This window comes from Thermoanaerobacterium sp. RBIITD, assembly GCF_900205865.1.
Taxonomy (GTDB): domain Bacteria; phylum Bacillota; class Thermoanaerobacteria; order Thermoanaerobacterales; family Thermoanaerobacteraceae; genus Thermoanaerobacterium.
In genome coordinates this window covers 3,146,829-3,160,366 of the sequence record NZ_LT906662.1, presented here as the reverse complement: position 1 = coordinate 3,160,366, position 13,538 = coordinate 3,146,829, and the positions used below count along the sequence as shown (strand labels likewise).

Sequence of the window (13,538 nt, the reverse complement as noted above, 5' to 3'; positions counted from 1 at the left end):
AATAAATACCTCACTTTAAAAATTTTATTCTCTTATCTGTCCATTTCCGAGAATTATATATTTATATGTTGTTAATTCTTTAAGACCCATAGGACCCCTTGCATGCATTTTTTGTGTACTTATACCTATCTCAGCGCCAAAGCCGAATTCACCGCCATCCGTAAATCTTGTAGATGCATTGACATATACAGCAGCAGAGTCAATAGCTTTTAAAAACTTCATGGCGTTAGTATAATTTTCTGTTACTATACTCTCTGAATGGCCTGACGAATATTTTGTAATGTGTTCTATAGCATCATCTATGCTATCAACAACTTTGACCGCAAGTATCAAGTCAAGGTACTCAGTTCTCCAATCTTCTTCACTTGCCTCTTTTACATCACTGCATATAGATTTTGTTATGTCACACCCTCTTATTTCAACCCCTAAGGATGTCAATTTTTCTATCATAGTCGGTAAAAAGTTCTTGGCAATATCTTTATGTATTAGAACTGTCTCTATCGCATTGCAAACCCCTGGCCTCTGTGTCTTCGCATTTACGATTATTTTATGTGCCATATCTAAATCAGCATATGAATCAACATACACGTGGCAATTGCCAACACCTGTTTCTATTACCGGTATTGTAGAATTTTTTATAACATTTTGTATTAACCCGGCACCACCTCTCGGTATTAATAGGTCAATTTTGCCGTTTAATTTCATCATGCGGTTTACTTCTTCTCTGTCAGTATTTTCTATAAGCTGTATTGCACCATCAGGAATACCAGACTCAATTGCCGCTTTAGAGATTGTTTCAACAATAGCTATATTTGAATTTATGGCATCACTGCCACCTCTTAATATTACCGCATTTCCCGATTTAAGACAAAGTCCTGCTGCATCGGCTGTAACATTTGGCCTTGATTCAAATATTATCCCTATAACGCCTATAGGGCATCTCATCTTGCCTATTTGAAGACCATTTGGCCTTTTCCACATCTCTTCTATATTGCCAACAGGGTCGGGAAGAGCTGAAATTTCGAGTAGACCCTTAGCCATTCCTTCAATACGCTTTTCATTAAGCCTTAACCTATCAATTAAAGCTGCTTTAACACCTTTTTTCTCAGCATACAACACATCACGTTTATTTGCTTCAATAATAATACCTCTATTATTGATGAGCATATCAGCCATATTTTTAAGAGCTTTGTTTTTAACATTTTCATCAATCAATGCTAATTTTCTGGATGCTATTTTAGCCTTATCTGCTTTTATTTCAATCTCCATTTTTTTAACCTCCTTTAACATTATACAATAATATTAAACATAAATCAGCTTATAATAACTAAATTATCTCTATGGATAACCTCATCATAGTTTTTATATCCCAATATTTTCTCTATGTCACCAGATTTATACCCCTTTATTTTATCAACTTCAGATGATGTATAATTAATTAATCCTCTTGCAATTTCTTTGTCATTAGTATCAACTATAGAAACACAATCACCTACAGAATATTCACCATCTGTATATTTTATACCACCTGGCAAAAGGCTTTTTCCTTTATTTAATATGGCATTTTTAGCACCGTCATCTATGACTAATTTACCTAATACACTTGCATTGAAGGCAATCCATACCTTTCTACTGGAAATTGGATTTTGCATTGGTATAAATGTAGTGCCTATTTTCTCACCATTTGCAATCCTATTTAAAACATTGTCAAGTTTTCCATTTGCTATAATCATTTTTACACCTGAATTATAGCATATCTTTGCTGCCTGCATCTTAGTGTACATTCCACCTGTACCAAATTTTGTACCGGCACCGCCAGCAATATCAAAAAGTTTATCTGAAAATTCCTCTACGATATCGATCAAAATGGCGTCATTGTTAATCGAAGGATTTTTGTTGTAAAGCCCGTCAATATCTGTTAATATTATCAAAATGTCTGCTTCAATAAGACTTGCTACAAGTGCTGAAAGTGTATCATTATCGCCTATTTTTATTTCATCAACAGTAACCGTATCATTTTCATTTATTATTGGCACTACACCATAGTTTAATAGGTTTGATATTGTATAACTTATATTTAAGTATCTATCCCTTATAGAAAAATCGTCTTTTGTTAGCAAAAGCTGTGCAGTTACCTTTCCATACTCATTGAAAAATTTCTCGTAAAGTTCAATTAGTAATCCTTGTCCTACTGCAGCAAGTGATTGCTTTTCCGGCAGTGTTTTAGGCTTTTGTTTTATATTAAGCTTTCCCATTCCTGCACCGATTGCACCTGATGTAACAAGTATAACTTTATCGCCTCTATTTTGCAAATTTGATATCTGCCTCGACAATTTTTCCATCATCTCTAGATTTAGCTGACCATTTTCATATGTCAAGGTACTCGTACCAACTTTAACAACTATTTTCATAAAATATCCATCCTCGTCCTGGGTTTCATTTGTTCTTTAGTTTTGAATATGCCTCAATAACCGCTAAAGCTGCATCATTTATAGTCATGTCAGAAACATCAATTGTATAATCTGCAAATTTATAATAATGTTCCCTTTCATTTAGTAGCTTTTGTACTCTTTCAAGTGTATCATTACACATCAGTAAAGGTCTATCTTTGTTTTCACCCATATTCCTTACAATGATTTCAGGCCTTGCTTTTAAACATATTACAACGCCATTTTTTCTTAATTGTACTATATTTGATGGGTTTAATACAACCCCACCTCCTGTAGAAACAACATAATTTTTTAATCTCGATGCTCTTCTTACTGCAGTTTTTTCGATACCTCTAAAGTATTTTTCACCGTATTTATCAAAAATTTGCGGCACACTTATACCGCAAATTTTTTCAATCAAGCTATCGGTATCAATAAAGCCGAAACTTAATATATTAGCAACATTTTTTCCAACTGTAGTTTTACCAGTTGCCATAAAACCTGTTAAAGCAATGTTTTTCATCGGTACTAATTTCCTCCGGTTGTTTTCCCATTATTATTTAGAGTATTATTTTGTGGCGGTATCACTTTAAGTGCATTATTTAAAGTATCTGTTATAATCTTATTTACATCAATACTCGGTATTGTTTGTTGGTTATTTTGCTTATTTCCTTGATTTTGCATATTTTGTTGAACCTCTTCCAATGGTTTAAATGGATTGCTCCTACCAGTTGTTGATGAAGGTTTGAGATAGCTACCACCTTTTTGATTCATAGAATATATCACTAAGCTCATATTTAGTGTTAATGAATCAGATTCTTTGTCATTTAAAATCTCTAAAGATTTTATATCGTTAATTCTTTTTAACTTTTGAATTTCACTTATAAACGCAGATATATTATTATAATTACCTGTAACGCTAATATTGACTGGTATTTCAACATATTTTTTCTGTGATTTACTATTTCCACCATTTTGCTGTTGCAAATTTTGTTGAGGTGGATTTTGGTTTTGTCCTTGATTTCCATTATTCTGGAAATTTATTTCTTTAAAATTTACACCAGTCGATGCAATGATATTATCCAAAGAGACAATAAATTCTTCAATATTCTCATAATCAGGCAATTCTTCATTCGTAGTATTTATCTTTTGCTCAACTTTCGTTAAACTTTCATTCAAATTCTTTAAATTTAACATATCATATTTATTTGACTCCGTTTTTAGGCTTGTAACTTCATTTTTAAGCTTACTGATATTAGAAAGCTGGCTTGACAAAACAAACTGATAATATAAAGCTATTATGCCTATTACAAGAGCAAGTAATATAAGTACCCTTTCCCTATTTGTCAATTTCATAATATTATACCACCTTAAGTTTAATCTGCAAAGTATATTTTATAAGCCCGTTATCAGATTTTTTTGCCGATACTAAGTTTATGTCATCAACATAATTAAGTTTTCTTAAATTTTGCATAAAATCTGATAAAAATTTATTCATATATGTATTGCCGGTTATTTCAATTACATTGTTGCTAAATTTCAAATCAGTAATAGAAACTTTATCAGGAATATTTACTGATATGTCATCCAATATTTTTGTCATGTCAAATTTATTTTTGTTAAGAACCTTTATAAGTGCTTCCTTATCGGCTAAATATTTTATACGGTTTTGTACTTTTAACTCAATATCAGTTTTTTCTTTTAACTGACTAAGTTTATTATTAAAAACTGATTTATCGTGATTAAGTTTCTGTATGTAAATTTGCGGCAAAAAAATAATTGCTGAAAAAATACATAATATTATGACACCATTTACAAGATTCCTTATTTTCTTCTTTTTATTGTATTCCCTCGTTTTGATTTCTTCTGGTATAAGATTTATATCCTTCATTTTATTCACCTCTAATCAAAGAGCCAAGAACAGGCAAAAAATAAACATAGTCATCACTATCATATGTTATAACAGGTACTTTAAAATAATTTTCAATATATTTGCCGAGTCCAATAAGTTTTGAAGTTCCGCCTATTAATTGTATCCCATTTAAGCTTTTATGATATGATGATTCAAAAAAATCAAAAATCCTTGATATCTCATTTAGCTTGCTATTTAAATGCTCCTTAACATGTTCTTTTAAATCGCTATACTGTTCATCATCTATTAAAAAAGGTTTTGTCCTTTTATACTCTTCTGCAGAACTAAAATCTATATTGTACATATTTGCAATTATCTCAGTTATATCATTGCCACCAAATTGTACTATCCTGCTGAAAGCATACTTTCCTTCATTTAGTAACGTAATATCTGTGTACGCAGCACCTATATTCACAATCGAAACACTGCCTTTAAGTTTACATAATTTATTTACTGACTTATAAATACAGTTGCTGTATACATCTATTACTTCTATACGCATTTTCAACATATCTGTCAACTTCACATATTCAGATATCATATTTTTGGGCGCTGCCACAATCATGACTTTTGTTTTTTTACTATCTTCATCATTATCAATTTGCTTATAATCGATAATGTATTCATCTGAATTGGGTATATACTGATCAATTTCATATTTTAAAGCGCTTTTTAATTCATCATCTTTCATCATCGGCATTATAATTTCTCTTATTATGATATCCGTACTTGAAACACAAAAAAATAACTTCTTTTCTTTAAGAAAATTCTTCTTCAAAATTTCATTTAAAAATTGAAAAAGTAGATTAATATCTTTTATATATCCATTTTCAATACAATTATGAGGCGTCCTTTCGATAATCATATTATTTAATTTTGTATTTTTTTTATCAAAACTACCTATCTTGGTGTAAAAGCTGCCTATGTCAAATCCGATCATATTTGATCCTCTCCATGACGCTTGTGTTCATTCACAAAATATGCTGCCTTTGTAATCTTGCTTATAATGTCCACTTCAAATTGCTGTTTTAGCTCATTAACTTTATTATATAATTCACCTTTTTCTGTTACATAATATTTGGATGGCAAACTGTTAAGTGTCAATGCCATTATATCAAGTTTGCACTTTTCACATTTACACACATCCAGATCCTTTAATACATTGTCAATAATATCCTTTACCGCTTCTTCCATATAATTTTTTAATTCCATATATCTTCTCTCCTTTAATTTGATGGTGGTATATTGTCAATTGTCCAACTTTGAATTGACAATGGGTTGCCAGATTTATTTAAGTCAAGAATTAAAGTGGCATGGCCGTATCTTGTAAGTTTACCGTAGGTACCCGTAGATTCCACTTTGATGTAGAAATAAGGATATGATGGTTCATTATCTTTATATTGATAATATGGCGGTATGATAGTTATACTGTTAATCTTTGCTGTCATATTATTACCATTAAGTGTATATAACTTTATATATTGAGGAAAAACAGTTTGCTCAAGGTAGCTCTTTACAGCTTGATAAATACCTTGATATAATACATTAGGATCTACATTTTTATTTACTTGTTTATATGTAGCTATAATAGTTTTAGCTACACTATTCATTAAATTATTTAAATCTGTCATCATTTGCTGGCTAAAAATGCCTTTTGCAATATCAAGACCCGCTTCAGCTGAATAATTAACTGAAATATTATTGCCATATGCATATGATGCTTTATACTCATATAATGATATCTCTAAAACTGTTACTCCTAAAACAGACAATACTAATAATACCATTAATGTAAATATAAGTGCAGATCCTTTATTGTTGTACATTTATATTACCCTTTCTTAAAAAAATATCTGTTGATAAAGTAAATTCTCCTGTTCCATCATCTTTTTTGCCACCTATCTCTATATTGATCATCTTATCAGTTATTACTTTAATATTAAATATATATATATCTATTGCTAATTGATTTTTAATACCATTTTTTTCACGATAGATTATATTATTATTAAAAGAAAACTTTATATTGCCGTCCTCATTAATAACGGTAATTGAATGGGCAATATTATTATCAAAATTACTCAATATAATGCCATTACTATTTTGATTGATCTGATTCGTTATATATGTCATAGCATATCTAACATTTTGTTCAATGTCGATATTTTTTTGTGTGCTGACATATGATTTATAGCTTGAATAATATAATGTTGAATAAATTGATAAAACAATACCAATTATTGCTAATGTGACTAATAACTCTATTAATGTATATCCTTTATTGATTTTCACCAATTCCATGGTATAAAAAACCACCACCACTCATAATTAGGATCCCAGAATTGTAATGCTTTAGGTATTTTTAGCTCTATTCCCTTTTCAGCTTTTATTTTTACGATTGTATCTTCTGCTATAGAATAAAGATCTTTCAATCCATTGAACCAATCATAAAATATAGTTGAAAAAATTATTTTAAATGCATCTAATAGGCCAATTTTCCATACAGCCACAAATACTGCAAAAAGAAAACCCCACCAAACAATTTTTGCAAGATCCGTTATTTTATCATAATCTATTGGTGGCACATTATTAAAATCAATATTAGGAACGGTCCAATTTATATTTGTCATAGGACCTAAAAATGTTAAAGTATAATTTATATTTGAATTTATTTTCGATACTTGTATAATGTATTTTCTTAAATTTCCAATTGTATCATCATTAGTATTTAATTTATTAATAATTAAACCTTTATTTAATAATTCTTTATTTTTATTTTCTATCAATTGGCTTATAAAATTCGCTAATGCATCGCCTGTTAATTGTTGCGCTTTAATATCTTCCGCAATACTTTGTGCAATAGTAGCTTCTTGTGTTCTAATTTTTGAATCTGCATTTGTTATAACAGATTGATGAAATACCCCCAACAATGGTACCGCTGCTATTGCAAATAATGCTATTGCGACTAAAACTTCTATTAATGTCATGCCTTGTGTATTTTTTAGATATTTCATTCCTCTCACCTCAATAATTCCCTTTAATCATGACTCTGCCTGTAGCTGGTAATATGGTTATCTCTATCTTTTTATTCGAATTATATAAATAAATTGTGCATCCACCGGATATTGGAGCACCTTGGTCGGAAAATGATATATCCATAGAATTATTGCTATAAATTGTAATACCATCCGGTAAAATTTTAGTTTTTATCCTTTTACTCATAGTTCCTGGTTTGTTTATGTAATAGCCACTATGGTCAGTCTGTATTGATAAATATAGCTTCTCATTCTCATATATGTTTTTTTGTTGTACATACCTTATGTCATTTATTAATTCATTTGCAATCATATTAAGTCTAAAGTGAGATATCTTTGCCTTAAAAAAATTTGTTGTTGGCAATGTTATTAGTACAGTCACTGCTAATATGGATAATACCGTGATTAACTCGATTAATGTTAATCCTTTATCATTAGTTCTCATAAATCCTCCGTGGTTATAACATATTTTCTTTTGCATTCCTCAAAGGTATGAGATTCTTCGCAGCCCTCTGGTGACATCTATCATATTATTCAAGAGTCTGAGATTTTTCGTAGCGATTGGATGATACATAATGGAATTACCCTCTAATGTATCCTATGTATAGATTCAATAAATCATATCCATATAATATTGATATAAGACATGCCATACTTATATATGGTCCAAACGGTATATAGTCCTTACGTGTCTTAACCTTAAGGATAATTAAGATAATTCCGCCTATTGCACCTAAAAGTACGGCTATAAATAATGTTGTTAGTGTGAGTTTCCAACCTACAAATAGACCGATCAAAGCCATAAGCTTTATATCACCACCACCCATACCACCGCCAGAAATAATAGATATAAGGAGAAGTATGCCTCCACCGAGTGCAAAACCAATGACGTAGTCTAATATACCATAATTGTACAATAAAACTCTAAATATAATACCACCAATAAGCCCTGTTAAAATTATCTTATTCGGTATTATTTTATGCTCTATATCAATAAAGGTTATTGCAACTAAAACAGCCGATAAAAATATATATGACAACGCTTTTATGCTAAGACCGAAATGATAAAATATAATAAAAAATATGAATCCGGTTAAAAATTCTACAGCAGGATACCGAATTGATATTTTTTCGCCGCAGTGCCTACATCTTCCTTTAAGTAAAATATAACTTAAAACAGGAAATAAATCAACAGGTTTTAACTTATGCCCGCACTTTGTACAATGTGATGGAGGATAAACTATGGATTCTTTACGTGGTATACGGTATATGACCACATTCAAGAAACTGCCGATTATTGTGCCGAATATAAATACGAGTATGTATTGTAAATACATGATAGCCTCCTACGTAAAAAGGTCAGGGAGGGCACTAATGTGCCATCCCAGTTAAATTGTTAATTAGATGGCGGTGTTGGATAATACTCCGTCTCACCAATTTTAACAGTTGCTTGTCCATTAGATGTAATGAGTGTAAAGTCTCCATTTGCTGATGTTTTAGGAACTTTATTTAAATACCCATCTACTACTAATTGATTTATATTATTATTTGGAACTTCATTAACTCCCTTTTCTGCCATATATCTCTCGGCTGCCTGTCCTATAATTTGGGCATTTGCTATATCAGCATTTTTTCTTGCGGTGGAAATTGAACCTGTAATCCTTGGTACTGCAATAGCTGCCAAAATACCAAGTATTGCTATTACTACTATTAATTCCACCAATGTAAAACCTTTTTCATCTTTATTTAATGTCTTTACGAACCATGCCATGTTTTTCACCCCCTTTCTCTTTCCCCATTTGTTGTTTTACTGCCCTACGAAGTTGTACATCTGGAACATCGGCATAACAATAGATATCACTATAAATCCAACTACCGACGCTAATACTACTATTATCAAGGGCTCTATCAACGTGGTCATCTGTGATACTGCTGCATCTACTTCGCTGTCATAAAAATCTGCTGTCTTTTTTAGTATACTATCAAGGGAGCCTGAATCTTCTCCCACGTTGATCATTTGAATGACCATTGGCGGAAATATACCCATCTTTTTTAAAGGCTCTGCAAGACCCTTTCCCCTTTTTATTTCTTCTTCCACCTTTTTTAAACCATCTGCAACGATTGTATTACCTACTACCTTTTCAATAACTGTCATTGCTTCTATTAAAGGTATGCCAGAGCTTATCAATGTAGCAAGTGTTCTTGTAAACCTCGATGTTATTACTTTTTTATTCAATGGCCCAAATATCGGTACTTTAAGTGCAAGACTATCATAAAGCCTTCTGCCATTTTCTGTTTTCAATGCTTTCATAATCAGAAATACTGTTAAAGCAATATCTGCTATGTATACATACCAGTAATGTGAAATGGAATCACTCAAGCCAAGAAGTATCATTGTAGGAAGCGGAAGCTGCGCGCCTGCATTTTTAAACATACCTACGAATGTTGGAAGGACATTTGTCACCAAAAATATTACGACACATATGGCAACTATTGAAACAACCATTGGATATGCCAAAGCTGATTTTACTTTTTGGCTTAGATTATTTTCCTTCTCAAAATGGTCCGCCATCTCATTTAAGACATTATCAAGTGTACCACTCACTTCACCGGCTTCTATCATGTTAAATAAAAGCATTGGAAATACATCTGGATGTTTTCTCATGGATTCTGAAAGTCCTTTTCCTTTTTGTACGTCCTCATAAACCTCTGATAATGCCCCTTTAAGCTTTTTATTTTCAACCTGTTCCACCATTGTAGCAAGTGATGTCACTATTGGAAGTCCTGCATTTATAAGTGTTGCAAATTGTCTGCAAAATACCGCTATGTCTTTGACTTTGACTTTTCGAGATGAATTGATGCTTTCAAATATATCTTTTTTCTCTTCTTTTTCTTTAATGTCCAATATGTAATAATTCTTTTGTTTTAGATTATCTATGCATACAGTTTTTGACTCAAGTTCAAGTGTTCCTGTTATAAGATTGCCATCACTATCCTTGACTTTATAACTATATACTGGCATATTATGCCTTCCTTTCACATGATTAGGATTTGTTGGAAATAATATCTTAGTATTCCTAACGGGTCTGCGATTCTTCGCGACCCCCAGAATGACATAAGTTATATTCTTCATGAATCAAAGATTTCTTAGATGGTTTTAATAAATTAAGCTTCTACATTGGATTTTTTATATCATTCTTGAGAAATTTTCTCTATCAACGCAATATGTCAGTGCATCGTCCATAGATATCAAATTCCTCTTTAAAAGCTGTGATATAGACATATCCATTGTTATCATCCCAAATTTATTGCCTGTCTGTATCATCGATTGTATTTGGAATGATTTACCTTCCCGTATAAGATTCCTTATAGCAGGTGTTGCAATCATTACCTCAACTGCAACAACACGGCCAGAATTATCTATTTTAGGAAGTAGCTGTTGTGATATGATGCCTTCTAATACATTTGAGAGCTGTACTTTTATCTGCTGTTGTTGGTGCGGCGGAAAAACATCAATGATTCTATCAATAGTCTTTGCAGCACCTATTGTATGTAGTGTAGATAGAACAAGATGTCCAGTCTCGGCCGCTGTTATAGCAATCTGAATAGTTTCCAAATCCCTCATCTCACCTACAAGTATCACATCAGGGTCCTCTCTCATAGCAGCTCTTAATGCATTTGCATATGATATAGAGTCATGACCTATTTCTCTCTGATTTACTATACTTCTTTTGTGCTTATGTAAATATTCTATAGGATCTTCAAGTGTCAATATATGACAGTTACGTTCGTTATTTATAAGGTCAATCATGGAAGCCAATGTCGTTGATTTGCCACTGCCTGTTGGTCCTGTCACAAGTATAAGACCTCTCGTCTTTAAAGCAAGTTCTCTTGTAACACTTGGAAGCCCCAATTCTTCTAAGGTGGGTATTCTTAAAGATACAGACCTTATTGCAAGACTATATGTACCTCTTTGCTTATATGCATTTATTCTAAATCTTCCAAGACCTTTTACAGAATATGAAAGGTCTATGTCACCAGTTTCATCAAGCTTATTGAGCTCGTCACTTTTAAGCAGATCTCGCGTCATGTCTTCCGTGTCCTGTGGTGTAAGTGGAGGTAAATCAAGCTTTTCAAGATAGCCATTTATTCTCAATACTGGTGGGATTCCAACCGTTATATGTAAATCAGATGCACCTTTCTCAACTACAAGTTTTAGTAAATCATTTGCTTTCATTTGTTTATCACCTTTTTTATTGAGATTCCTCTATTAAGCTTATTAAATTAAGCCCCTACTTTAATCAATACCCTTAAATTAATTCTTTATAATTTGTGATTCTTCTTCGCTGTGTTCAATGAAAAATATAAAAAATCAATCCTCATATGTTAGTCTTAGCATTTCATCGATCGTTGTAATGCCTTCAAGAACAAGCCTTTTTGCACTTTCCCTCAATACATGCATACCATTTGTTATTGCCTCATTTGTTATTATATCCGACGATGCTTTTTCGTTTGTTAGCTCTTTTATTTTTGGCGTCATCATCATTATTTCATATATAGGTGTTCTACCTCTATAGCCTGTTTTATTGCAAACAGCACACCCTTTCCCACGATAAAGTTTTAAATTCTCATGTATATCTATTCCGAGTATTGCCTTTTCTCTATTTGATGCTTCGTATTCTACCTTGCAATTATTGCAAATTTTTCGCGCAAGCCTTTGCGCTATAACACCTACTATTGACGATGAAACAAGATATGGCTCAATGCCCATATCAATTAGCCTTGTTATAGCACCTGCAGCATCATTTGTATGCAGTGTCGATAAAACAAGATGACCAGTTATGGAAGAACGTATTGCTATTTCTGCTGTTTCCCTATCCCTTATCTCACCTATCATGATGATATCTGGATCCTGCCTCAATATCGACCTTAAAGCAGTTGCAAAAGTAAGCCCAGCTTTTTCATTTACTTGAACTTGATTAATACCTTCTAGCGTGTATTCTACAGGGTCTTCAACCGTTATAATATTTATATCAGGTTTGTTTAGCTCCTTCAGCATTGCATAGAGTGTCGTTGTTTTACCGCTTCCTGTAGGCCCTGTAAGAAGGATAATACCATTTGGATGGCTTATTAAACTATCAAATAAATTCATTTCCTCTTCGCTTAATCCAAGTTTATCTTTTGTTATTATAAATCCGCTTTTATCAAGTATCCTTAAAACAATCTTTTCTCCATAAATGGTAGGTAGTGATGATACCCTTATGTCAATACTTCTACCATCTATATTTGTCTCTATCTTCCCATCTTGTGGTATTCTTCTCTCAGCTATATTCATATTTGCCATTATTTTTATCCTTGTTATTACGGGCCCTTGGGTGTTTTTTATAACCCTCATTGCCTCATGAAGCTCACCATCAACTCTATACCTTATTCTCAAATCTTTCTCTGTTGGCTCTATATGTACATCAGAAGCCCTTCCTTTAACAGCCTGCTCAATGATAGAATTTACAAGTCTTACAGCAGGTGCGTTATTTATTTCCTCTTCTGAAAGGCTTTCAATAGTATTATTTTCAATATCTATACCATGCTGATTAAGTTCTTTTTTGAAATCCTGTACTGCTTTTTCGGCTTCTTCTTTCCCAAATACTCTGTCGATAGCTTTTAATATTCCATCTTCTGAAGCAATCAATGGTTTTACATTCATTTTTGTTATAAGCTTTATATCATCTATGGCAAATATATTGAGGGGGTCTGCCATTGCAACCTGTAACCCATCATGGTCTTTTTTTATTGGTATTACTATATGTCTTTTTGCAATGGATTCAGGTATTAACTTTGCTACATTGGGATCTATAAAAACTTTTTTAATATCAATATGTGGTATACCAAGCTGAAATTCTAATGCTTCTATTATTTGCTCTTCTGTAAGATAGCCTTCCTTAACAAGTATTTTCCCGAGTTTTTCACCCGTTTTTTTTTGTAACATTATAGCATTATCAAGCTGAGATTTATCAATGAGTCCGACCTCAACAAGAAGGTCTCCCAATCTTTTTTTGACCATTAAATTCTTCCTCCAAATAAATAAAGCCGACATAAAGCCGGTTGCGCCACTATATCAGTGAGTCATAAGGCGCCCAAATATATACTCACGTCATATAATCT

At 32.2% G+C, this 13,538-nt stretch carries 16 protein-coding genes; all 16 read right to left on the bottom strand.

Going from position 1 to position 13,538, the window contains the following annotated elements:
* Positions 1 to 24: 24 nt before the first annotated feature.
* The 16 genes from CPG45_RS15335 to CPG45_RS15260 all read right to left on the bottom strand — a co-directional run bounded on the left by CPG45_RS15335 (position 25) and on the right by CPG45_RS15260 (position 13,437).
* Positions 25 to 1,269 (bottom strand): glutamate-5-semialdehyde dehydrogenase, encoded by a 1,245-nt coding sequence (locus tag CPG45_RS15335; RefSeq protein WP_096232942.1) that lies wholly within the window; start codon positions 1,267 to 1,269, stop codon positions 25 to 27.
* Between the two features lie 44 nt (positions 1,270 to 1,313).
* Positions 1,314 to 2,411, bottom strand: a complete 1,098-nt coding sequence (gene proB, locus CPG45_RS15330; protein ID WP_096232940.1) for a glutamate 5-kinase — start codon at positions 2,409 to 2,411, stop codon at positions 1,314 to 1,316.
* 25 nt (positions 2,412 to 2,436) lie between these two features.
* Positions 2,437 to 2,952 (bottom strand): shikimate kinase, encoded by a 516-nt coding sequence (locus CPG45_RS15325; protein WP_096232938.1) that lies wholly within the window; start codon positions 2,950 to 2,952, stop codon positions 2,437 to 2,439.
* 5 nt (positions 2,953 to 2,957) lie between these two features.
* Positions 2,958 to 3,785, bottom strand: a complete 828-nt coding sequence (locus CPG45_RS15320; RefSeq protein WP_096232936.1) for a type IV pilus inner membrane component PilO — start codon at positions 3,783 to 3,785, stop codon at positions 2,958 to 2,960.
* 4 nt (positions 3,786 to 3,789) lie between these two features.
* Positions 3,790 to 4,320, bottom strand: a complete 531-nt coding sequence (locus CPG45_RS15315; protein WP_096232934.1) for a PilN domain-containing protein — start codon at positions 4,318 to 4,320, stop codon at positions 3,790 to 3,792.
* A 1-nt stretch (position 4,321) separates the two neighbouring features.
* The gene (pilM, locus tag CPG45_RS15310; protein ID WP_096232933.1) at positions 4,322 to 5,281 is read right to left on the bottom strand and encodes a type IV pilus assembly protein PilM; all 960 of its coding nucleotides are present in this window, start codon (positions 5,279 to 5,281) and stop codon (positions 4,322 to 4,324) included.
* The gene (locus CPG45_RS15305) at positions 5,278 to 5,553 is read right to left on the bottom strand and encodes a late competence development ComFB family protein (RefSeq protein WP_096232931.1); all 276 of its coding nucleotides are present in this window, start codon (positions 5,551 to 5,553) and stop codon (positions 5,278 to 5,280) included. The genes pilM and CPG45_RS15305 overlap by 4 nt, the downstream gene beginning before the upstream one ends.
* 14 nt (positions 5,554 to 5,567) lie before the next feature.
* Positions 5,568 to 6,167: a PilX N-terminal domain-containing pilus assembly protein gene (locus tag CPG45_RS15300; RefSeq protein WP_096232929.1), complete on the bottom strand. Its 600-nt coding sequence runs from the start codon at positions 6,165 to 6,167 to the stop codon at positions 5,568 to 5,570.
* Positions 6,154 to 6,642: a prepilin-type N-terminal cleavage/methylation domain-containing protein gene (locus CPG45_RS15295; protein ID WP_096232928.1), complete on the bottom strand. Its 489-nt coding sequence runs from the start codon at positions 6,640 to 6,642 to the stop codon at positions 6,154 to 6,156. Before CPG45_RS15295 ends, CPG45_RS15300 begins: the two co-directional genes overlap by 14 nt.
* Positions 6,630 to 7,355 (bottom strand): prepilin-type N-terminal cleavage/methylation domain-containing protein, encoded by a 726-nt coding sequence (locus CPG45_RS15290; RefSeq protein ID WP_096232926.1) that lies wholly within the window; start codon positions 7,353 to 7,355, stop codon positions 6,630 to 6,632. Before CPG45_RS15290 ends, CPG45_RS15295 begins: the two co-directional genes overlap by 13 nt.
* A 10-nt stretch (positions 7,356 to 7,365) precedes the next feature.
* Positions 7,366 to 7,821: a prepilin-type N-terminal cleavage/methylation domain-containing protein gene (locus tag CPG45_RS15285; protein ID WP_096232924.1), complete on the bottom strand. Its 456-nt coding sequence runs from the start codon at positions 7,819 to 7,821 to the stop codon at positions 7,366 to 7,368.
* A 136-nt stretch (positions 7,822 to 7,957) separates the two neighbouring features.
* Positions 7,958 to 8,716: a prepilin peptidase gene (locus CPG45_RS15280; protein ID WP_172856669.1), complete on the bottom strand. Its 759-nt coding sequence runs from the start codon at positions 8,714 to 8,716 to the stop codon at positions 7,958 to 7,960.
* Between the two features lie 56 nt (positions 8,717 to 8,772).
* Positions 8,773 to 9,147: a competence type IV pilus major pilin ComGC gene (locus tag CPG45_RS15275; protein ID WP_096232920.1), complete on the bottom strand. Its 375-nt coding sequence runs from the start codon at positions 9,145 to 9,147 to the stop codon at positions 8,773 to 8,775.
* 36 nt (positions 9,148 to 9,183) lie between these two features.
* Positions 9,184 to 10,398, bottom strand: a complete 1,215-nt coding sequence (locus CPG45_RS15270) for a type II secretion system F family protein (RefSeq protein ID WP_096232918.1) — start codon at positions 10,396 to 10,398, stop codon at positions 9,184 to 9,186.
* Between the two features lie 165 nt (positions 10,399 to 10,563).
* On the bottom strand, positions 10,564 to 11,613 hold the full coding sequence (locus CPG45_RS15265; RefSeq protein ID WP_096232916.1) for a type IV pilus twitching motility protein PilT: 1,050 nt from the start codon (positions 11,611 to 11,613) through the stop codon (positions 10,564 to 10,566).
* Positions 11,614 to 11,748: 135 nt separating this feature from the next.
* Positions 11,749 to 13,437 carry a GspE/PulE family protein gene (locus CPG45_RS15260; protein WP_096232914.1) on the bottom strand — a complete coding sequence of 563 codons (1,689 nt, stop codon included), beginning with the start codon at positions 13,435 to 13,437 and terminating at the stop codon, positions 11,749 to 11,751.
* Between the last annotated feature and the right edge of the window lie 101 nt (positions 13,438 to 13,538).

What these genes read in the sequence shown, in the direction of transcription:
- CPG45_RS15335 (WP_096232942.1), bottom strand. Translation starts at nt 1,269, where the DNA reads ATGGAGATTGAAATAAAAGCAGATAAGGCTAAAATAGCATCCAGAAAA.
- proB (WP_096232940.1), bottom strand. Translation starts at nt 2,411, where the DNA reads ATGAAAATAGTTGTTAAAGTTGGTACGAGTACCTTGACATATGAAAAT.
- CPG45_RS15325 (WP_096232938.1), bottom strand. Translation starts at nt 2,952, where the DNA reads ATGAAAAACATTGCTTTAACAGGTTTTATGGCAACTGGTAAAACTACA.
- CPG45_RS15320 (WP_096232936.1), bottom strand. Translation starts at nt 3,785, where the DNA reads ATGAAATTGACAAATAGGGAAAGGGTACTTATATTACTTGCTCTTGTA.
- CPG45_RS15315 (WP_096232934.1), bottom strand. Translation starts at nt 4,320, where the DNA reads ATGAAGGATATAAATCTTATACCAGAAGAAATCAAAACGAGGGAATAC.
- pilM (WP_096232933.1), bottom strand. Translation starts at nt 5,281, where the DNA reads ATGATCGGATTTGACATAGGCAGCTTTTACACCAAGATAGGTAGTTTT.
- CPG45_RS15305 (WP_096232931.1), bottom strand. Translation starts at nt 5,553, where the DNA reads ATGGAATTAAAAAATTATATGGAAGAAGCGGTAAAGGATATTATTGAC.
- CPG45_RS15300 (WP_096232929.1), bottom strand. Translation starts at nt 6,167, where the DNA reads ATGTACAACAATAAAGGATCTGCACTTATATTTACATTAATGGTATTA.
- CPG45_RS15295 (WP_096232928.1), bottom strand. Translation starts at nt 6,642, where the DNA reads ATGGAATTGGTGAAAATCAATAAAGGATATACATTAATAGAGTTATTA.
- CPG45_RS15290 (WP_096232926.1), bottom strand. Translation starts at nt 7,355, where the DNA reads ATGAAATATCTAAAAAATACACAAGGCATGACATTAATAGAAGTTTTA.
- CPG45_RS15285 (WP_096232924.1), bottom strand. Translation starts at nt 7,821, where the DNA reads ATGAGAACTAATGATAAAGGATTAACATTAATCGAGTTAATCACGGTA.
- CPG45_RS15275 (WP_096232920.1), bottom strand. Translation starts at nt 9,147, where the DNA reads ATGGCATGGTTCGTAAAGACATTAAATAAAGATGAAAAAGGTTTTACA.
- CPG45_RS15270 (WP_096232918.1), bottom strand. Translation starts at nt 10,398, where the DNA reads ATGCCAGTATATAGTTATAAAGTCAAGGATAGTGATGGCAATCTTATA.
- CPG45_RS15265 (WP_096232916.1), bottom strand. Translation starts at nt 11,613, where the DNA reads ATGAAAGCAAATGATTTACTAAAACTTGTAGTTGAGAAAGGTGCATCT.
- CPG45_RS15260 (WP_096232914.1), bottom strand. Translation starts at nt 13,437, where the DNA reads ATGGTCAAAAAAAGATTGGGAGACCTTCTTGTTGAGGTCGGACTCATT.